Source organism: Kitasatospora brasiliensis, from assembly GCF_032654805.1.
Lineage (GTDB): Bacteria > Actinomycetota > Actinomycetes > Streptomycetales > Streptomycetaceae > Kitasatospora > Kitasatospora brasiliensis.
The window spans coordinates 21,968-41,151 of sequence record NZ_JAUOOW010000008.1; the positions used below are offsets into that span (position 1 = coordinate 21,968).

The following is a 19,184-nucleotide window of genomic DNA, read 5'->3' on the forward strand; positions in this document are numbered from 1 at the left end:
TCCGAAGTCCTTCGGCCCTACCGCTTGCGTACGGCGGCGGGGGTGGTCGGAGCCCGGTGTGGGGTGGCCGTGGGCCCGGCGGGCGCCGTGCCCTTCACCCGCGACCTGGTAGGGCCCGGAGCCGACCCCGCCTTGGCGGCCGCGGTGACCACCGAGGTCTGCCTCAGCTCGCTGTAGGTGGGCAGCTTCAGCGCGGCGCAGGCGGCCTGGAGGAGACGGCTGCGCAGGAGTCCGGCCTGACCGACGTCCCATGACCGGTCGCGCATCAGCCGGGACAGGTGCTCGGTGACCGATCGGCCCTGGTCCTCCATCCTCGCCATCTCGGCGGCGAGCAGCGGCCACTGGTGGGACGCCACCAGGAGGCCCGCCTCGTGCTCCTTGCCCGGCATCGCGTCACGCACCCACCGGACGTAGCGCTCGTTCTCCGCGCGGGAGACACCAAGCTGGGCCAGGGCGCGCTCACGGTCACGCAGGTCGAGGTCCTTGGGCAGGTCCAGGCCCACCGTCAGCGGCCCGTAGGCGCGCACCACATCCCGGCTCGGGCTGGGGACGGTGCGGGGTTCGGCCGTCTTGTCCTTGCTCTTCGCCATGACCCGGGCGACGGCTTGGTCGACGCCGACGCCCTCCGCGTGGGCGGCCAGCAGGACGGTCCGGACGTCGACGCCGCGCTCCTGGAGCGCCTTCATCGACGCGGCGATGTCCGGCCAGGCAGGGGAGGCCAGGATGGCCTCGCGCACGGGGCCTGCGGGCATCGTCTCGCGCAGCAGACCCGCCCACTCCTCGGCGCCGGCGGCCGCGATCTTGACGGCGTTGGCGGCGACCGCGTCGCGTACGGACAGCGCGATCTCGCCGACTCGCGGCAGGAACTCGTCGAGGTCGACGCCGGCCCGGCGCAGGGCGACGATCTGCCGGGCCATCACCGGCCAGTCCGCCCCCGCCATCAGTGCCATCGCGATGTCTGCGGCGAGCACCGCCTTGAGCTCCCCCGCGGCCTCGGGGACGGCCTGGTCGGCGGGCGGCAGCGGCTCCTCCGCGCCGCTCGCCTTCCTCTGCGCGGCCCGTCGCACGACGTCGGCCACGGCAAGGATCAGCCGGATCGCCATCGTGGAGGTCTGCGCCGCCTCGGCCAGCGCGTCGGCGAAGGGCTCTCCGGGAATCGGTGCCGTCATCTGGTCCTCCTGGTCGCGGTCCTGGTCGTGGTTCATCGGGCCCGCCGAGGGCCCTTCTGCTCTGGGTCCGGTCTGTGGCCGGCGGTACTCCCCAGCGTCCGCGAAGCCTGCGCGCCGCTGCCCGGAACCGGACCGGCCGGCGGCGCCGGCCTCGGCCTGCCGCGGGCGCGTAGCCAGCCGTCGAGGCGCCAGCAGAGGACCTCCGCGACGGAGTTCGCCGAGCCGAGTTCCCGTCCGGCGGCGACGTGCGCCAGTACCCGCGCCGGGTCGTCACCGCGTCCTCCGACACCTGCCAGACGCTCATGCAACGCCGGCCACGCGGGGTCGGCAAGGACGGCTGCGGCGTGTTCGGGGATCGTCTGCCGGACAAGGGCCGCGTTCGGCTCTCGTCCGCCGCTGCCCACGGCCGGAATCGGCGCGGACCAGCGAGCCTCGGCACCTCGTCGCGCGCAGGGCGTTCGGGGATCGAAGTCGCGGACGGCCGCCGCTCCGGAACTCACCTCCACGGCCTCTCTCAGCAGCTGGCCCGCGACGCTCGCCGCCTGCGCCTGCGCCCGCAGGTTCCGCGCCTCGTGCCAGCGTTGCGCCGCCGCGACCGCGGTGACCAGGGCGAGCAGCACACCGAGGAAGGCAGCCGTGTCGTTGTGCCCGGCAGCCGCACCCGCCCCCGAGAGAAGCTTCGCCGACTCCCGCCACAGGGCCCTCGCCTCACCGTCGAGCGCGCGCGGACCGGGCGCTCGCGAGGCCCGTTCGAAGGCCGCCGCCGAGCGCCGCAGCTGCTCTCGCACCGGGCGCGGCGAGTTCGCCGCGAGGACGACGACCAGGTCGCCGAGCGCGGCGACGTCCCCGGCACCTTGGTGGGGGCCGCCGGCGCCGAGCCGTACGGCGGCCAGCCGGACCTTCGTCTCGACCGCCTTCCACACCTGGTCGGTGGGTACGGGGCTCTGGGGGACGGCGTCGACCCAGCGCTCGCGCACCCGTGGCAGTGACAGGTCGTAGGCCAGCCGCGACCCGGAGAACCACACCGGGCGCGCGGCGCCGTCGCGGTCCCCGGGCAGCGCGACCGAGTAGCCGGACGCCTGCCCGTCCGGTGCGATCCGCGGGTTGACCCGCAGTCCGGCGGCGGCCAGCCTGGCGAAGAAGTCCTCCTCGTTGCCCGCTGTCGCCGCGGCCTCCCGTACGGCCTGTTGCAGCGTCTCCCGGGCCGTCCGCGGAAGCTGCCGGCGCGCGGCCTTCTCCGCTTCCCCGGCCTGTGGCCACCGGTTCGCGGTGCGGTCCCCCGAGTCCAGGCACCGCAACTCCCAGCGCGCCTCGAAACGCCGGGCCGCCGCGTGCATCTTCGGGATGTCGCGGTGCAGGTTCGGCAGGCCGCCTCCTTGCCGGGCCCGGGTCGCGACGATGTGGATGTGGTCGGCCGCGTGGCGGATCGCCACCCATCGGCAGCCCTGGTCGTCGCCGTGCGCGGCGAGGCCGGCGGCGTTCATCATCTCGCGCGCCACTTCCGCCCACTGCTCGTCGGTCAGGAGACGGTCCTCCGGCGGATTGCGCACCGCGACGTGGTGGACGTGCAGGGTGGGCCGCTTCCCGATCAGGGCGTGGACCGGGGCGTCCAGCAGCAGTGCCAAGTCCCCGATGGTCACGCCGGCCGAGCGTGCCGGGTCCTTGATGCCCGGCGCCCACGCGGCCACCATGCGCGGATCCACGTGCTCGTCGCGCCGCCCCGGCCCGTACAGGTACCGGAGCAGCCCCGCGGTGTCGTTCCCGGCCCGCGCCTTCTTCGGGATCACGACCGCTGCTGCCGTTCGCGCATCACCTGGAGCGTGGCGTCGTCGACTCGCTCCAACGCCTTCTCGACGAGGCTGCCGACCGCGTCGGACCGCGGCGGCGCGGCCTCCTCTCCGGCGTTCGGTACGCGGGCGATCCGACTCCACTCGGTGCCGATCCGGCTCAGCTCGTTGCGCGCGCGGATCAGCTCCCGGAGGACGTCCGTCGCGTCGGCGGACACCGGCATCAGGGTCTCCTTGGCCACCGCCAGCACCGCCCGGGCGGCCCAGGCCCCGGGCGCCAGCTTCTCCCGGCCTGCGGCCGCCTGCACGATCGCCAGCTCGGCGTCGTTGTAGGCGAGGTACACCCGGTGCGATCGCGGCGCGTCCGCCCTCCGTTCCCGGCGCCGGGCGAACGGCCGGCCACCTCGGTTGCTGTCTGCCACGGAGACCCCCAGGGTCCTCGCACCGGCCGCTCTCGGATCGGCAGCCGGAGCCGCTTATTGGTGCAATAAGCGATAACTCGCTTCAGACGGTTATCGCGTTTTCGCAGCGCGGATTCGCCACTACGGGCGAAGAAGACCCCCGCAGCGGACGAATCCCCGGCGGTGCTTCCACCTGGTCTTCGCGACGGCGCACCTAGCATCCGCGCCATGACGACCAACGAGGAGTTCCTGGCGCGCATCCGCGAGATCCAGGCCGCACGGGAGAACGCCATCGGACCGCTCGGCGAGGTCCTGGCCGAGCGGCAGCGACTCGCCGCACTGATGGCCGACACCGACGAGCCGTACGGCCGTGCCTACGAGAACGCGCTGACCGCCGGCTGGCGGGAGGACGAGCTCGCCAACCTCGGCGCCCCGCCGCCCGTGTCTCGGCCCAAGGGGCGGCCGAGGAAGACCTCCAGGCCGAAGAAGGCAGTACCGGTCCAGGCCGCCGCAGTGCACGACGGGTCGGACGACGAAGTCGTGGCGGTGAACGGCTCGGCCGGTTGATCCGAGGCGGCCGCTCCACCTTCAGCGGGCCGTAGCCCATCGTCAGGTCGCCCTCCCGCCGGCGCCGTGGTGGCCAGCCGAACGGGTCGAGGGTGTGGGGGCGCGCTGCACGACGCATGCCGGGGATGTGGATGGCCGTGGTGGAGGGCGCCGGACTCCCCATGGCCGTGCTCGCACCGCTCACCGGTGGTGCTGGTCAGGACCAGCAGTCACGCTGGTCCGCGGCCTCCTGCACCGGGGCGGCTGTCCACCGCACCACCCAGATCAGTGGTAGGAGGTGTGGCTATGGCGTGTCGGTGGCGATCACGGTCCACGCCCTGGCCGAGGTGTCGTCCAGCCGCAGGTCGAAGCTGAAGGCGATCGGCCTGCGCTTGTGCGCGTCGCCGCGCAGTACCTGTTCGGTGCGGCGGTCGACTTCGTAGTAGACGCCCTGCGCGTCGACCGCGACACGGAAGACGACCGGGTCGCGCGAGACCAGCGAGCTCACCGTGACCGACGTGACGGCGGCCTCGCGCAGGACGGTCCGGCGGACCGTGCGGACGGGAGTGAAGTCCAGGCTGCCGTCGTTCATGACCCACTCCTCCAGGAACCGCTCGACGGCGACCTCAAGAACCGCTCTGTCGAAGCGGCCGTCGAGGACGCTCAGATCGCCGGCGGCGGTATCGGCGTCCGTGCTCCACGAGATGGTGGTGAGGGAGAGGACGTCGCTCCCCCCGGTGACCGTGCTCTTGTGCGCGACCTCAAGCACCGCGTCCCGGGCGACCTCCTTCTGGTCCCAGCCGTCGGTCTCGATGGCACTGCTCAGATGGTGCGCTCCCTCGGCGGCCTGCTCGACCGAGGACACGATCCACTCGCCGGCCGCGCTCTTGCGCAGCGTCCAGTACTCGACCGGGCGCGTCGAGCCGTCCTTGCGCACGGCCTGCCGGCCGTCGCCGCGGCGTACGTAGTCGCGGAGCGTCGCGGTGATCCGGAAGGTGACGGTGTCGTTCAGCTCACCCGCCCGGTTGGCGACGTCGACCAGCTCGACCACCGGACCGTCGACGACCTCCACGACGTTGACCTCGCCACGGGACTCGTAGTCGCGCAGCTCCTCCGCCCACTTGCCGTACAGCACCGGGGACAGAATCCGCTGCAACGTGGCGTGATCGTGGCCGGTCCACGCCCGCTGCGCCGTCTCGTACAGCCACACCGCGCGGCGCTCCAGCGCCTCGCGGTCGAAGGTCGCATCGGTGACGGCAAGGGCATCGACCCGGGCCGAGACCTGGGCAGAGCGCTCCCGCGCCCGCGCGTCCGCACGGTGCGCCGTACGGTCCGAAACCGTGTTCAGGCCGCCTGCCCGCGCCGCCTTGCCACGCCGGGACCTGAGCCACAGGATCAGCAGGACCACGGCCACGATCACCAGCACGGCGACGAGCCCACCGCTACCGGCCCCGAAACCGGTCACGAAGCCGACGCCGGAGCCGCCGCCAGGCGACCCGTGGAAGCCGCCACCACCATGGCTGCCCCCGCCCCCGCCGCCCCCGAACCCGTGACCGCCGCCCCCACCGCGGGCATAGGCAACCGTCGGGCTGCTCAGCACGACCGCCCCCGCGACCCCATATATCCACCGACGGACGCGCACCGGGCCTCCTACCAAGAACCGCAGACCTTCCAGACGAACAAGCGTACAAGCCGGGGGTGTGAGGGAATTTCGAGACCTTCAGCCGTCCGGCAGGAGGCTCCGGCGGGCCCGCCGGGCGGGGATCCCAGCCGGGTCCGCCGCAGGCTGGGCCACCCCGGTGACCGGCACGCCCACGGCGCTGCGGCGACGGTGACCCGATGAGCCGCCGACCGGTCTCCCCGGAGACGGAGCGCGGCCTGGCGCTGCGGGTGCCCGCCGCGCCGACCTGCACCGCCGTGCACCCCGCATACAGTTTCCTGGTGACCCGCCCCGACCCGTACGACGTCCTCGCCCAGTGGCTCGCCGCCGGCCTCGGCAAACACGGCCGCGCCCTCCAGGGCACCACGCCCGTCCGCTACGAGGCCGACCTGCGGGACTGGCTGTACTTCACCGAGGAGACCACCGGCATCGGCGCCTGGAACGCCGACGCCTCCACGGCCACCACCTGGGCCTACGCCCCCGCCCTGCGCCGCCCCAACCCGGACCGGCCCTCACGCCGCCCACTGGCCCCGCGCGTCTCCCTGCACAACCCCGCCCGGCGCCTGGCCGCCCTCGCCGCGTTCTACGCCTACGCCACCGGCGCCGGCCACATCCCCGAGCCCCCGTTCAACGCCGCGCTGCTGCGCCCCGCCCCCACCGCGCTGCCGCGCACCGCGCCGCTCAGCCTCGAACAGGCCGCCGCGATGCTCCACGCCGCCGACGACATCCTGCCCGGACGCCACCGCCGCGGCCCGTACGACACCGCCCCGCACCGCGACCGCCTCCTCGTCCACCTCCTCCTCGACGGCCTGCGCCCCCGCCAGGCCGTCGGCATCGACCTGGAGGACCTCCACGAGGAAGACCCGCACCGCCGCATCCGCACCCTCGGCTGCCCCGCCCCCAAAGGCGACGGCACCATCACCCACCAGCCCTCCCGCGAGGTGTGGCAGGCCATCGCCGACTACCTGCCGCACCGCACCGAGGGCCGCGACCCCGACACCGGCCGCCGCCCCCTGCTGACCAGCCGCAACGGCAGGCGCCTCGACTCCAACACCATGCCCGGACGCATCGTCAAAGCCATCGCCGCACGCGTCCCGGAACTCATCTTCGAACCCAACACCGTCACCCCCGACCGCCTCGCCATGGCCCCCGCCGTCCTCCTCGACCACCCCCTCCCGGCCCCCGCCCCCGACGGCTGGTCCCCACCCGACGCCCCACCCCTCGAACGCCTGCGCCTCGACCTGCGCCACGCCCTCGACGCCGCCCCCCTCTGCCCGCCCACCACCGGCGGCTGCCCCGCCGACTGCGAACGCTGCGCCGTCCGCAAACGCCTGTGGTCCCAGTGGGAACAGCGCTGGAGCACCTCCGCCCCCGCCTACCTCTCCTGGCCCGTCCCGCCCTACGACCACCGCCAACGCCCCGCCGACCGCCTCCTCGCCTACCACCGCGGCCGCTGCGCCATCTGCGGCTCCCTCCCCACCCCCGGCCGCCCCGCCCACACCGAGGACCACGACCCCCACACCCACCTCACCCGCGGCCTCCTCTGCCACCGCTGCCACCCCCAGGCCGCCCCCGGCGCCTCCCCCTTCTGGATCCGCTACCACCAACAGCCACCCACCACCGTCCTCGGCCTGGAACTCCGCTACCCGGCGCTCACACCGAACCGCCCGTGACGACCCCGGGGTCTGGATTCCGTGCCCTGGCATCCCGTACAACGACGGTCGCAAGGTCAGCGGCGGTGAAGCCGCCAGGGTGCGACTCAAACTGCCGTCCCGGGCGGGGATCGCACGACTTCTCAGGGCCGTCGAGGCCGCTATCCCGAGGGTGATGGCGGAGGTGTGCACGGTGTTCACCGGCACGTTGAGGTCGGCCACCGCCGGCACCCGGTTGATCAGCAGCGGGTTCAACGCTATGCCGGATTGGTTGACGAGGAGAACCGCATCCTCGAAGCCAAGCATCGTCTGAGGTGACTCACGGAGATGCCCCTCGCTCGACTACTGCTCGTAGGCCCATCCTCGCCCTGTCTGTCGGTACTGCTCGACAGGGATTGGGTCGATGTCGGCCCGCATGCGGGCGGTGTAGAGCAGGCCGTCGAGGTGGTCGATCTCGTGGTGGATCAGCCGGGCGAGTCCGCGTTCGTACGTGGTGGTCGCCACCCGGCCTTCCAGCGCGGTGGCCTTCACGGTGATCCGCAACGGACGGGGGACCATGCCGCGGACATCGAAGAAGGACAGGCAACCCTCGAACTGCTCGTCCGCCTCGTCGGAGCGGTCAGTGATCCGGGGATTCAGCAGGATGATCGGCGGGGCGTCCGGCTCGGCCGGCTGGACGATGGCGGCGGCCCGGCCGATCCCGATCTGCGGTGCCGCGATGCCCATGCCCTTGGCGAAGGGGTGGACCTGGCCGATGCGCTCCTTCGCGGTGAACAGCTTCTCGACGACCTCCTCGGCGCTCTGGCGCTCGGTGGGCAGGTCGAACGGTCGAGCGGGCTCGGCGAGGATAGGAGCGCCCTCCTGGACGACGCCGAGGTCGCGCATCTGGTCGCTGGGCCGCACCTGGATCACCTGAACTCCCCTTGGTTCGTGTCGCGTTCGGGTCGGGCCCGGAATCGCCATTCCAGACGGTACCGGGCATGGAGGGCGGGCGTGGACGTGCTCCAGGAGAAGAGCCGCACACCGGCCTCGTCACGCCGCATCGGGGCGGTCCGCAGCGGCACCGCTTCGGCGGTCATCGACGTCTCAGTGCCCCAGACCGCCGGATCGAGCTCGGCGGGGAAGGCGAGTTCGACCTCCAGGTGCGCGGTGGGCAGGCGGACCGCCCGCTGGAACCAGCGGCCCCACTTCTCCTCGCCGATCGAGTAGGCGTACTCGATCCACACCGACTCGTCCGGGTACAGCGGGAAGCGGCCCTGCTCGTTCTCGAAGAGCAGCCAGACCTCCTTGAACGCGTCGCGGTCGTGCTTGGCCTGCCAGTTCTCGCCTCCCCGCGGCAGGTAGCGGTCAGCCAGCTGACCGCCGACTCCGGCTTCACCTTCGCCGACCTGCTGGCCCCGGCCCTGGTGGACGCCGGGGTGGAGGTGACCATGGCCTCGCCGGTCCCGGCCGGCGACGAGCGCGTGTACTTCACCCGGACCGCCTCGCCGGCCACCAAGTACCGGGCCCGTTTCAACCCGGGCATGGGCACGATGGTGCGACTGTTCCGGCGCCACCGGCCCGAGGTGGTCGTGGCCAACCAGATCGAGGCCGCCCCGGCGATCCGGGCCGCACTGCTGGAGGCCGGGGTGGACGCGCGGATCGCCGGCTACTGCCACTACCTGCCGTTCTCCTTCACCGACACCGGCAAGCTGGAGCTGGACCCGGCGATGGACGACGGCGGGTTGGGCCGCCGCGTCCTGCTGGCCTTCGCCGCCGGCCTCGCGGCCTGCGACCGCGTCCTGGTCCACTCCGGCACCGCCGCCTCTTGGACCAGCGCGGCTGCCGCCCGCACCGGCGTGGAGCTCACCGAGAAGTTGCACGTGGTCCCCGCCCCCAGGGACGTACGTCTGGTGCGCGACCCGGCCGACATCACCCCGCCGGAAGGGCGGGCCACCGGCATCTACAACCACCGCCTGTACGCCCACTACGGCACCGCCCGCTTCACCCGGCTCGCCCGCCACCTCGTCGCCGAGGCCCCGGTGCGGCTCACGGTGATGGACCTGTTCGGCACCCGCAGCCCCGAGCGCATCCGGCTGGACCCCAGCCCCGAGCGGCACCTGGAGGAGCTGGCCGCCGTCGACGGCGTGGCCATCGCCTCCGACCGCGGCGACCGCATCCGCTACCGCAACCTGCTGGCCGAATCCCACTTCGGCATCGCGCCGTTCCGGCCCGGCTGCCCCTGGTCCATGTCCGTCATCGATTGCCAGGCGATGGGCTTGCCCGTCATCGGCCCGCGCACCGGCTGGCTGGCCGAGCACATCGACCCCGAACTACTGTTCGAAACCGACGACCAGGCCGCGCCGGATTCCGATGCCGCCGTGGGAGGACGAGGGCGCCAGCCACGCGGACTACCTGGGCGAGCGTGCCTCGACTGGGGGCGAGGTCAGCACCCCGGTCATCCATCCGGCGGTTATGTCTCCGCTGCTGGTCTGGGCGATCCGCATGGTCACTGAACTGGCTCCTGACATCCTCGCCGCTGTGCGCGAGCGAAGGCGCCTGCTGGCGCGGATGGCCCCCGGCGCGGTCAAGGGCGGCCGGACCACGATCAGGGAGTACTTGAGGCGGCTGGTGGACAGCGGCCGGAAGATCCCAACCGATGATCGCCGGGAGATCGAGCCGAGGTTCGGCCTGCCGGATGCCGATCCAGCCGCGAGGCAAGGGGCGGGCAGGCTGCCGGTCGCCGCGCAGTACCTGGCGGGCTTGCTGGAAGTGTCACCGAGCCAGGTGAGCAAGCTCGTCTGTGAGAGCGCGGAGAAGTTCCCGCCGCACCTCTTCGGCCGCGGGGCTCCGCTCGACGTCCCGGTCACCGCGAAGATCGGCGACCGCCCGTGGACCGAGAAGATCGACTTCGCGCAGGTGCCCGATCTCGCGGTCTGCCTGGCCGCTGCCGCACGAGCAGTCCCGGTTGCACGACCGCCCGAACGAGTTCATCCCCGAGGACCCGGACGGCGCGGTGGTCATGGTGCGGTTCAGGCGCACGGTCGCGTGGTTCATCTACCACCGCCCCGGCGGCCGGGTCGCCCTCGGGGTCCAGTACGGCCATGTCGAGAGCACCATGGGAGAGTCTTACGCCGGCCGCTCCAAGGCCGACATGCTCCAGATCCTGAACTTCGAGCAGGGCCTGGCGATGGCCGATTCCCTCGCCGAGGCGTCCGACCGGCTCGCCTCGGGCGAGGGCGTCAGCGGGCCGGCCGCCGAGCGGTATCTGGCGGCGGTGAGCGAGTTCGGGAACAAGTACGCGGGCGCCTTCGTGACCACGCGGCAGCTGAAGGCGATCCGGGGCAATCCGAAGCTCCAGGTGTTCGAGCATGAAAGCTCCCTGCTGGCCTGCAACTTCGACCCCTACACCGCGCTGTGCCAGCGCGAGCGGCCCGGCCAGGAGCCCGTCCAGCGCACACCGAGCCACGACCGGTGCCAGGCCGCCTGCCCGAACATCGCCCGCACTGACACCCACATCGAGCGCGCGAAAGCGGAGATCTCCGAGATCGACGCCGAGTGCACTGACGGCCTCAACCCCCTGCCGATCACCCGGCGTCTCGAACAACGGCGCGCGACGCTCGCCGAGATCATCGACAAGCACGAGCGCACGCGCATCCACCCCGCCCCGACCGCCGGAGACCGGACGTGACCCAACCCGATCCGCCCACCGCCGAGGAGGCCGGCACCGGCTCGAAAGGCCTGGCCGCCGACATCGCCCAGGTCATCGGCACACTCCTCGCCCAGAGCGCCGAGGTGTTCCAGGCCGCCAAGGCCGACGACGCCCAGGAGATCCAGGCGATCACCGAGGCGATGATCCGGCTGTTCGTGGGGGCGCCCCTGCGGTCAGACGGGCAGCTGACCGTGAAAGCGCTGGCCGAGGAAGCGGGCCTGCGGCGCAACAAGCTGACGCACAAGCACACCGGGTTGAAGGATCTGTTCTACGCGCTGGTCAAGACCCTGGACCGGCCGGCCGTCCCTGCTCAGCGCCAGGCCCAGGACGACGACCTCAAGCGCCGCCACAGCGAGCTGTGGGGCAAGCACCAGCAGCTCAAGCGGGAGGCGGCCCAGATGGCCCGGGTCATCCACGTCCTGGAGGTCGAGAACGACCAGCTCCGCAAGCAGGCGGCCGAAGGCCACGGGAACGTCCGTTTTCTGCCGAATGCTCGCTGAGACCAGCGCGGTCGGGCACCCGGAAGGTGCCCGACCGCAGCGGCGCCGGCCACAGGCCCCAGACGGGGTCAGCAGGTCAGCAGGCCACGTACAGCGTCGCTCACCTCGGGCAGCTCGCCGGGGAGGGCCCACTGGTGGGCGTCGTGCTCGGTGAGGACGACGGGTTCGGTCTTCTCCACGGTGACGGCGAAGTTGAACTGACGGGTGGTTCCGCCGCGGCTGTTCTGGTAGTCGAAGTGCCCGATGTAGCCGGTGACCTGGTCGACGGTCAGGCCGGTCTCCTCAGCGGTCTCCCGGTAGAGGGCGTCCAGGATCGTCTCCCCGGCCTCGACCGTGCCGGAAGGGATCTCCCACATCCCGCCCATGTAGTCGTCGGGGTTGCGCCGCACGAGCAAGGTGCGGCCGTCGTGGTTGATCACGGCGGCGGCGACGAAGCCGGTGATTCCGGCGGCTTCGGCGTCGGCCGCCAGGCCGGCCACGAACTCGGGGGAGGTGACGGTCATTGCAGCTCCTTGTGATGGTCGCTGATCTTGACGGCCGCGCGGACGTACTGCTCGGCCAGTTCGAGATCCTGCTCACGATGCCAGACGGGGAGCTTGATCGTGTGAGCGTGGGCGTGCTCGGCGACGGGGAAGTCCCCCGGCTTGTACCGGCGGTGGGAGTGCGGGTGGCCGGGAAACAGCGGGGTGGGCTGCTGGTACAGCGGCAGCTGGTTCATCGGGCAGGTGGAGCCTGGCCGGTCAAACTCGGTGGCGCCCTCGGCGATCAGCGCCTGGTGGAACCGCTCGATCGGCAGGCCGCCGAGCTCGTCGGGCCGGTAGGTGAGCGTCAACCCGTACCAGGACGGGATCACCCCTTCGGGCATGGCGGTGACCTCCAGGCCGGGTATCCCGGCCAGCTGGCCGGTGAAGTAGCGGGCGATCTCCGCCCGGCCGGCGAGGTAGCCATCGAGGTGGCCGAGCTGGTCGTGGGCGATGGCGGCGGCGAGGGGGTGGATGCGGAGCTTGAGGCCGGCCCCGGTGACCGCGTACCGCGCGAGCGGATGGCCTTCCGGGATCTCGGACTTGGCCCGCTTGTTGTAGTGCGCGAGCGTGATGACCCGGTGGTAGGTGTCGTCGTCGTCCGTGAGGACGAACCCGCCCTCGCCGCCGGACAGGGGCTTGGGGCCGTTAAGGGAGAACGCCGAGGCGAGTCCGAAGGTGCCGACCTTCTGCCCGGCGATGCTCGCGCCGTGGGCGTGGGAGCCGTCCTCCAGCACGAGAAGGTCGTGGGCGTTCGCGACTGCGACGATGTCGGTCATGTCGGCGGGCTTGCCCCACAAGTGAGTGACCATCACCGCCCGGGTCCGGGGGGTGATCAGCTCCTCGATCCGGCTCGGGTCGATGTTGCCGTCCGGCCCGGTCTCGCACAGCACCGGCACTGCGCGCAGGTGGAACAGCGGGGAGGCGGTGGCGTGGAACGTCCAGGCCGGGACGATCACCTCGTCACCGGGCTTGATCCGCGCGGCCCAGTAGGTGGCGTGCAGGGCCGCGGTTCCGGAACTGGTGGTGACCGCGTGTCGGACGCCGAAGTACTCCTGAAGGCCGTCCTCCAACTCGGCGACGACGCCGGACCGGCCGGGGATGGAAATCGACTCCTCCAGCTGGGCGGCGACCTTGGCGCGGGTGGTGTCGTCGATCGGCGGCCAGGTGAAATGCGGGCCGCCGGAGGTGACGGCGGGCTCGCCGCCGAGCAGAGCAAGTGCGCTGGTCACAGCATCTCCTTCGGGTCGATGTAGCGCCCGGCCGCCTTGGACCGGTAGCAGGAGGCGATGAACGCGGCGTGTGCGAGGTGCTGGTCCGGGCCCGAGGTGTTGGGCCGGTCGCCGTCCAGGACGCGGCAGAAGTAGTCGATCTGCGCGGCCGACGCCGAGGCCGGCGCGTGCGGGCGGGTCAGCTCCTCCACGACCGCGCCGCCCAGGTCGAGCCGCTGGACCTGGCCCTTGGTCAGCAGCACCGAGCCGCGGGTGCCGATCACGTGCAGGCGCTCGGTCTTCGGGGCCACCCACCGCGACAGCAGCACCGAGCCGTACAGGTCGCTGTCGTAGCCGAGCTGGATGACGGCGGTGTCCTCCGCGTCGTAGCCGCCGCCGGGGACGGCGGTGGTGGAGAACTCGGCGATGACCCGGCTGGGCAGGCCGAAGTACCACAGCAGCAGGTCGATGAGGTGGTAGCCCATGTCGATGATGCAGCCACCCCCGGCCTGGCGGACGTCTCCGCGCCAGCCGCCGCCGGGGTCGTCGGTGTGGAAGGTGTACTGGCCGTCGATCAGGAACGGGGTGCCGATCTGGTCCAGCAGCCCGGCGACGCTGGTGTAGATCGGGTTGAAGCGCCGCTGGAGGGTGACCATAAGCTCGACCTGTCCGGCTCGGCAGATTTCGGCGAGGTCCTGGGCCTCCAGCACAGAGGTGGCGAACGGCTTCTCCTTGAGGACGTGGACGCCTCGGGTGGCGCACTCCTGGACGACTTCGCGGCCGGCGTGGTGCGGGACGGCGACGACCACGAAGTCCGGGGCCACCGCGTCCAGCAGGTCACCGGCACGGGTGAATCCGGGGACCTGGAGCTGTTCCTGCCGCTGCCGCAGGGTGTCGGGGTCGCTGTCGCAGACGGCGATGAGTTCGGCCCTGCTGGAGGCGAGCAGGCCGGGGAGGTGATCTTCGATTGCCTGGTGGCCAAGGCCGATGACCGCAGCGCGTCGTTTCATGCGCGGACTCCTTCCGCTTCGTGAAGGAACTTGTCGGTGCACGACGAGTAGAGCTCAACTCGCAGTCACCAACCAGGCGTTGTCTGTAGTCCCGGGGTAGTCCCGCCCGCACGCGCAGTAGGCTCACGGTCACCGTCGATGATGGGATTGGCCCGTGGACGACCAGATCCGGCACCCCCTCGCGTACGCCCGCGCGCTTCGCGGCTGGTCCCAGACCGACCTCGCGGACCGCATCCACCACGCCGCCAGGAACAGGCCCGAGGGCCTTCGCTCCGGCACCGACAAGGCCGCCGTCAGCAAGTGGGAGAACTGGCGCAAGACGCCCAGCATCGAATCCCAGCTCCTGATCGCCGAAGCCTTCGATGTCCCGATCGCCGACCTGGAGACCTTCGAGTGGCCTCACTGGCTGCCCGGCCAGGAACAGCCGGTGCCGCTCGGAGTGGTGTTCACCGTCCACGCCCTTCGAGACGCACAGAGAGCCGCAATGGACCATCGCCGCCGCACCTTCATGACCTTCAGCGCGCTCGCGCTGGCCGGACTCGCCACCCAGTGGGCCGCCATCGAACCCGACCGGCTCACCACCGCGCTGAACGGCAAGCGCGTCGACGGTGAACTGGTCGACTGGCTGGAGGACACCAGTGCCAAGCTGACCGCCCTGCCCACCGAACAGCGCCAGCACACCGCCAAGCTGATGGACGCACACCTGGACACGGTCACCGACCTGCTGGAACACGGCCGCTACACCGAACCCATCGGCCAGCGCTTGCACCTGCTCGCCGCCTCCCTGGCCAGCACCTGCGGCTGGCACCGCTTCGACCAGGGCCAGCACTTCGCGGCGGGCAAGCTCTGGAACGCGGCCCTGGCCAACGCGCACGCCGCCCGCGACCGCGACCTCGGCGCCGGCATCCTCTCCGACTTCGCCTACCAGTCGATCTGGCTCACCGAGCCCGGCGCCGCCGTCGAACCGCTCAGCCAGGCCCTCATCCACACCCGACACCCCACTGCCCGTTCCCTTCTCCATCTTCGCCGGGCTCGCGCGCACGCCGCCCTTGGCGCCGCTTCCGACTGCCACCGCGACCTGTCCGCCGCCGAAGCCGCCCTGCTGACCGACAGCCCAGACCCGGCCCCGGCCTGGTGCCGGTGGATGAGCACCGCGGACCTGGCCGTCGACTCCGGCCAGTGCATGCTCGATCTTGGCCGCACCGACGACGCACACGCCCGGATCGGCGAGGGCATGAGCCTGCTGCCGCGCTCCCGCGACAAGACGCGCGGAATCTTCATGACCTACGAGGCCCGCAGCCTCCTCCAGGCCCGCGACGTGGAACAGGCCCTCGCAGTGACGAACCAGTCCCTCGACCTCGCGACCCGCATCGGCGCCGAACGGTGCGTCACCCTGCTGCGCGAACTCGCCCCGTCGTTCAAGCCCTACCGGCAGGTCGATGGCGTCGCTGACCTCATGGACCGGCTCAGGGCCAGCTGAGCGGGGCGAGCCGGAACAGGATGGGTAACCCGACCGGACCAGTTACCTGCACGGGGGCGGTCGTTCGAGGCGGGGCAGTCAGAGACCCTGCGCGAGCACGGCTTCCACGCCTACACGCTCACCAACGACTACGACCCGGCCACCTACCCCCAGGCCATGCGCCGACCGCAGACGCCCGCCCGGTGCACCAAGACCCCGGAGCACATGACCGACCTGGTCTTCTCCCGCACCGACGCCGACCACCTGGGTTGGCCCACGGTGCCGGGCCGTTGGTGCACTTGCTGGGCTTCGGCCTCCGGCACTCGCAGGGTTCGTCCCCTCATCTCGCGCTGCGGATAGGGGAATTGCCAGCCAGGCCAGCAGCCAGGTCACTGCGGTCTCGGGGCCATGGATCGGCCGACCCCCGCTGACGCGGGGAGCATGGAAGCAGAGAGCTCGGGACATCGGGCCCATCCCCGCCGAGGCCGGGAGTAGGGATGGGCAGCGTATCGCTTCACCGTCGGAAGGCGAGGTGGAGGCCTCTGGCCGGGTCGTAGCGGAGCCACTTGAGCGGGCTGCCCTCCGGGGCGGTGCCGTCCGGTTCCAGGATGATGACGTGCTGGTGGCGCAGGACCCCGATGCCCGGGTTCTGCCAGTACTCGACGGGGGGAAGGTGCGACAGCCAATGGCACGGGACGGACACCGTGTTGAGCATCAGGTGCCGCTGCTGGGTCCGCCGGGCGGTGCGGTCCGCGGCACGCCGGCTGTAGTACTTGAGGTCCGCCCGGATCCGGCCTTGCGGGTCGTAGCTGTAGTGCCTGCTGGGGTGTGCGCCCTCCAGGGGGTTGCGGTAGAGCAGGACCGCCTCGACGGATCGCTCCGCGAGGCGCGATACGGCGGCCAGGCCGGGTGTGCCGTCGTGGCCGCGCCCGTTCGCTCCGCCGCTCACCAGGAGGTGGAGGTCGCTGGGGGTTCCGTCGCCGGGGTGGTAGGGCTGTAGGGCGTAGGCCTTGGCGGCGTTCGCGTGCTTCGTGAGTTCGGCGTTCCAGCCTTCCCAGGCCGTCGTCAGCAGGGCGCCCATGGGGGTGTCAGGAAAGGCCCGCGGATCGTAGACGGACTCGATCAGGGCCTTGTTGTCGCGCGGGGTGGAGAGGCAGGCGATCCGGGCGTCCGGGTCGGCCCGCCGGGCGTCCTCGCAGTCCGGACAGGCCGTACGGGCCGTTCGCTCCGCGAGCTGGTGGTAGGTCGCGGCGAGCGCGTAGGGCGCGTACACGAGGCCGTCGGGGTTGCCCGGGATGCGGCCGGTCGGAGGATCGACGAGCGGCAGGCCCGCCTGGTCCGGCTGCCACAGGACGGTCATCCGGGGGGCGCGCATGCCGATGGGGCGGGTGCCGGCGTCGTCGTTGACGGTGTGCCGGTGGAGGCGGCCTCGGCGCTGGATGAGCAGGTCGACGGGGGCCAGGTCGGTGTAGAGGCGGTCGCTGTCCAGGTCCAGGGACTGTTCGATCACCTGGGTGGCGACGACGAGCAGCCGGGCCGGGCGCTGCGGATTGGGTGCCCGCCGGTCCTCCCCCGGGCCGATGAGCCGGCGGAGCTCGGCTTCCCGCGGCAGGCGGTCGCGGGGTGCGAGCCTGCCGTGCAGGAGGAGGATCTCGTCCCGGCGCCAGCCGTGGGCCTCCGCCTGCTCGACCAGCCGGGTGTAGAGCTCGTGGGCGGCACCGACCCGGTTGCGGATGACGGTGGTGATGCCCCCGGCGGCGGCTTCGCGCAGGAGCCGGTCGGCGAGGGCCGCAGCGCCGGGGTCGGGCAGCAGGTCGAGCCGGGTGTGGAGTTCGGCCGGTGGTTCGTCGGGCGCGGCGCGGGTGATGCGGCCGTGCCGGTCGACGATGGTGACCGGGCCCTCGGCGTCGGTGTCCTGTACTGCCGTGCAGTGGCCGCGGCACCAGGCGGCGATCAGGTCCTCGCGGGTGGCCGCGGGCAGGGTGGCGGAGAGGATCACGACGGAGGCTCCCGCGTCGGCGAGCCAGGCGATGGCCGCGCCCAACATCCGCTCCTGGAACAGCTCGTACGCGTGGGCCTCGTCGATGATCAGGGTCTTGTTGGCGAGGCCGAAGAGGCGCAGGAACCAGTGCGCGGAGCGCTGCGAGGCGAGGGTGACCTGGTCGACGGTGCCGACGCCGAAGGTGGAGAGCAGGCCGAGGCAGCGGCGCAGGTACCAGGGGTCGAGGACCACGTCGGCGGTCGTGTCCCGGTCGTGGCGGCCGCAGAGGGTGGATTCGATGAAGGGGGTGAGGTCGGTGAGGTCGTCCCGCTGCCTGGAGGCCTCCCTCGCGTCGAGGAGCCGGTGCACGGTGTCCGTCGCTTCCTCAGACCCGTGGACGATGGCGAGGTTGGCGTCGCCGGGCCGGCCGAAGGCCCGGGTGAGGAACTCGATGTGTTCCAGCGCGGCCTGGTCGGTCGCGGCCCGGGTGGGCATCGCCGTGTAGAAGCCGTGGTAGCCGTTGGTGCGGGCCAGGTGGTGGGCGTACCAGAGGGCCAGGGAGGTCTTTCCCGATCCGGTGCCGGCCTCGATGACGACCAGGCCCGGTCCGTCCGGCGGCGCTGCGCTCATGGCTGCCGCCTGGAACGGGCGGGGCTCCGGGGTGCCGGGGAAGAGCCGACTCCACGGCTCGGGCTTCGGTTCCCAACCGCGCAGGCGGAGGTCGTACACGGCGGTGCGCGCCGTCTTCTTCGCGTCGTGCCACCACTGCTGGACGCTCGCCGTCTTGCGGTACTCGAAGCGGTTGTGGTCGGAGGCGATCCAGTCGGCGGTCACGACCAGGCCGGCGAACAGGAGCCGGGCCGCCGGGCGCGTGAAGGTGGTCTGGTCCGGCAGCCGGTCCAGGTCGACGTCCAGGCACGAGGCCACAGCCCCGATCAGGAACCGCTGAATGCCGTCCCAGTCCTCCGGCGGGGCCGCCGTCGGGGCCCGTCCGAGAAGGTCGGGACCGGGGATGTGGCCGTGGTGGGCTCCCAGGAGCAGTGCCACCCGGTGGAGGCCGAGGTGCGCAGTCCCGGTACCGCCGCAGTCCTCGCAGGCACAGCCGAGGAGCCGGGGCAGGCAGTGGGCGGTGATGAGTTCGTGCCGTAGTCGGCGGGCCGCGCGGGGATCGTCGGGGAGCGGCACTCCGTTCTGGCGGGCCTGCGCGAACCATTCCCTGGCCGCTTGGCGGACATGACCCCTTTCCGTGTCGAAGAACTGGAGCTGGAAGCCCGCCGAGGCCTTCCCCAGGTCGTGCAGGGCCGCGTAGAACATCGCGTTCCGCCGGGCGACGGCGGTGTCCCCGGAGCCCAGCGCCTCGGCGAGACGGTCGCGGACGGGCCTCGCGAGGTAGTGGTCCCACAGCTCTCCGGCGCAGGCGGCGGTGTCGAGCATGTGGGCCAGGAGCGGGTTCCACTTCGGGCCGCCGCGCCTCTCACTGATCTTGTACGGGTCGGTCTTGGCCCAGACCGTTACACCCGCACGGGTGATTTTCTCAAGTTCCATCGTTTGGCCGCTCCCGAGGCTTGTAGGGTCCACGTTTGTGACGAAGCGTCA

The 19,184-nt window shown here is 72.0% G+C and carries 16 protein-coding genes; 6 read left to right on the top strand and 10 right to left on the bottom strand.

Annotated elements, in window-relative coordinates; genetic code table 11:
• Positions 1 to 17 precede the first annotated feature (17 nt).
• From QWJ13_RS28690 to QWJ13_RS28700, 3 genes are read right to left on the bottom strand one after another with little or no spacing between them, the layout of a single operon-like run.
• Positions 18 to 1,169, bottom strand: coding sequence for a hypothetical protein (locus QWJ13_RS28690; RefSeq protein WP_316528096.1), 1,152 nt, complete (start codon positions 1,167 to 1,169; stop codon positions 18 to 20).
• A 32-nt stretch (positions 1,170 to 1,201) separates the two neighbouring features.
• Positions 1,202 to 2,956 carry a mobilization protein gene (locus QWJ13_RS28695; RefSeq protein ID WP_316528098.1) on the bottom strand — a complete coding sequence of 585 codons (1,755 nt, stop codon included), beginning with the start codon at positions 2,954 to 2,956 and terminating at the stop codon, positions 1,202 to 1,204.
• Positions 2,953 to 3,378, bottom strand: coding sequence for a hypothetical protein (locus QWJ13_RS28700; RefSeq protein ID WP_316528099.1), 426 nt, complete (start codon positions 3,376 to 3,378; stop codon positions 2,953 to 2,955). Before QWJ13_RS28700 ends, QWJ13_RS28695 begins: the two co-directional genes overlap by 4 nt.
• A 207-nt stretch (positions 3,379 to 3,585) precedes the next feature.
• Between QWJ13_RS28700 and QWJ13_RS28705 the strand changes: the two genes are divergently transcribed.
• Complete coding sequence (locus QWJ13_RS28705; protein WP_316528100.1) at positions 3,586 to 3,924, top strand: hypothetical protein; 339 nt, start codon at positions 3,586 to 3,588, stop codon at positions 3,922 to 3,924.
• 283 nt (positions 3,925 to 4,207) lie between these two features.
• Here the strand turns inward: QWJ13_RS28705 and QWJ13_RS28710 are convergent, their stop codons facing one another.
• Positions 4,208 to 5,368: a TIM44-like domain-containing protein gene (locus QWJ13_RS28710; RefSeq protein ID WP_316528101.1), complete on the bottom strand. Its 1,161-nt coding sequence runs from the start codon at positions 5,366 to 5,368 to the stop codon at positions 4,208 to 4,210.
• Between the two features lie 374 nt (positions 5,369 to 5,742).
• Between QWJ13_RS28710 and QWJ13_RS28715 the strand changes: the two genes are divergently transcribed.
• Entirely contained in the window at positions 5,743 to 7,236 is a 1,494-nt protein-coding gene (locus QWJ13_RS28715; RefSeq protein ID WP_316528102.1) for an endonuclease domain-containing protein, read from the top strand.
• 321 nt (positions 7,237 to 7,557) lie between these two features.
• Here the strand turns inward: QWJ13_RS28715 and QWJ13_RS28720 are convergent, their stop codons facing one another.
• Together QWJ13_RS28720 and QWJ13_RS28725 are read right to left on the bottom strand one after the other, a co-directional pair.
• Complete coding sequence (locus tag QWJ13_RS28720; protein ID WP_316528103.1) at positions 7,558 to 8,127, bottom strand: peptide deformylase; 570 nt, start codon at positions 8,125 to 8,127, stop codon at positions 7,558 to 7,560.
• Positions 8,124 to 8,441, bottom strand: a complete 318-nt coding sequence (locus QWJ13_RS28725; RefSeq protein ID WP_316528104.1) for a hypothetical protein — start codon at positions 8,439 to 8,441, stop codon at positions 8,124 to 8,126. The genes QWJ13_RS28720 and QWJ13_RS28725 overlap by 4 nt, the downstream gene beginning before the upstream one ends.
• Positions 8,442 to 8,519: 78 nt before the next feature.
• Here QWJ13_RS28725 and QWJ13_RS28730 point away from each other — a divergent pair, with 78 nt between their 5' ends.
• The 3 genes from QWJ13_RS28730 to QWJ13_RS28740 all read left to right on the top strand — a co-directional run bounded on the left by QWJ13_RS28730 (position 8,520) and on the right by QWJ13_RS28740 (position 11,406).
• Positions 8,520 to 9,710: a glycosyltransferase family protein gene (locus QWJ13_RS28730; protein WP_316528105.1), complete on the top strand. Its 1,191-nt coding sequence runs from the start codon at positions 8,520 to 8,522 to the stop codon at positions 9,708 to 9,710.
• A gap of 452 nt (positions 9,711 to 10,162) precedes the next feature.
• On the top strand, positions 10,163 to 10,885 hold the full coding sequence (locus QWJ13_RS28735; RefSeq protein ID WP_316528106.1) for a hypothetical protein: 723 nt from the start codon (positions 10,163 to 10,165) through the stop codon (positions 10,883 to 10,885).
• Complete coding sequence (locus QWJ13_RS28740) at positions 10,882 to 11,406, top strand: hypothetical protein (RefSeq protein ID WP_316528108.1); 525 nt, start codon at positions 10,882 to 10,884, stop codon at positions 11,404 to 11,406. Before QWJ13_RS28735 ends, QWJ13_RS28740 begins: the two co-directional genes overlap by 4 nt.
• Before the next feature lie 68 nt (positions 11,407 to 11,474).
• On the opposite strand, the gene QWJ13_RS28745 is transcribed toward QWJ13_RS28740, so the two are convergent.
• Genes QWJ13_RS28745 through QWJ13_RS28755 form a run of 3 tightly spaced genes read right to left on the bottom strand, consistent with a single transcriptional unit; the run spans position 11,475 to position 14,148 of the window.
• Positions 11,475 to 11,909: an NUDIX hydrolase gene (locus QWJ13_RS28745; protein WP_316528109.1), complete on the bottom strand. Its 435-nt coding sequence runs from the start codon at positions 11,907 to 11,909 to the stop codon at positions 11,475 to 11,477.
• Positions 11,906 to 13,159 carry a DegT/DnrJ/EryC1/StrS family aminotransferase gene (locus QWJ13_RS28750; protein ID WP_316528110.1) on the bottom strand — a complete coding sequence of 418 codons (1,254 nt, stop codon included), beginning with the start codon at positions 13,157 to 13,159 and terminating at the stop codon, positions 11,906 to 11,908. Before QWJ13_RS28750 ends, QWJ13_RS28745 begins: the two co-directional genes overlap by 4 nt.
• The gene (locus tag QWJ13_RS28755) at positions 13,156 to 14,148 is read right to left on the bottom strand and encodes a Gfo/Idh/MocA family protein (RefSeq protein WP_316528111.1); all 993 of its coding nucleotides are present in this window, start codon (positions 14,146 to 14,148) and stop codon (positions 13,156 to 13,158) included. Before QWJ13_RS28755 ends, QWJ13_RS28750 begins: the two co-directional genes overlap by 4 nt.
• Before the next feature lie 154 nt (positions 14,149 to 14,302).
• Here QWJ13_RS28755 and QWJ13_RS28760 point away from each other — a divergent pair, with 154 nt between their 5' ends.
• Entirely contained in the window at positions 14,303 to 15,628 is a 1,326-nt protein-coding gene (locus QWJ13_RS28760; RefSeq protein WP_316528113.1) for a helix-turn-helix transcriptional regulator, read from the top strand.
• A 493-nt stretch (positions 15,629 to 16,121) separates the two neighbouring features.
• Here QWJ13_RS28760 and cas3 read toward each other — a convergent pair whose 3' ends face one another.
• The gene (cas3, locus tag QWJ13_RS28765; RefSeq protein ID WP_316528114.1) at positions 16,122 to 19,133 is read right to left on the bottom strand and encodes a CRISPR-associated helicase Cas3'; all 3,012 of its coding nucleotides are present in this window, start codon (positions 19,131 to 19,133) and stop codon (positions 16,122 to 16,124) included.
• Between the last annotated feature and the right edge of the window lie 51 nt (positions 19,134 to 19,184).

Coding starts and splice junctions, on each gene's coding strand:
- QWJ13_RS28690 (WP_316528096.1), bottom strand. CDS start 1,169: ATGACGGCACCGATTCCCGGAGAGCCCTTCGCCGACGCGCTGGCCGAG.
- QWJ13_RS28705 (WP_316528100.1), top strand. CDS start 3,586: ATGACGACCAACGAGGAGTTCCTGGCGCGCATCCGCGAGATCCAGGCC.
- QWJ13_RS28715 (WP_316528102.1), top strand. CDS start 5,743: ATGAGCCGCCGACCGGTCTCCCCGGAGACGGAGCGCGGCCTGGCGCTG.
- QWJ13_RS28745 (WP_316528109.1), bottom strand. CDS start 11,909: ATGACCGTCACCTCCCCCGAGTTCGTGGCCGGCCTGGCGGCCGACGCC.
- QWJ13_RS28755 (WP_316528111.1), bottom strand. CDS start 14,148: ATGAAACGACGCGCTGCGGTCATCGGCCTTGGCCACCAGGCAATCGAA.
- cas3 (WP_316528114.1), bottom strand. CDS start 19,133: ATGGAACTTGAGAAAATCACCCGTGCGGGTGTAACGGTCTGGGCCAAG.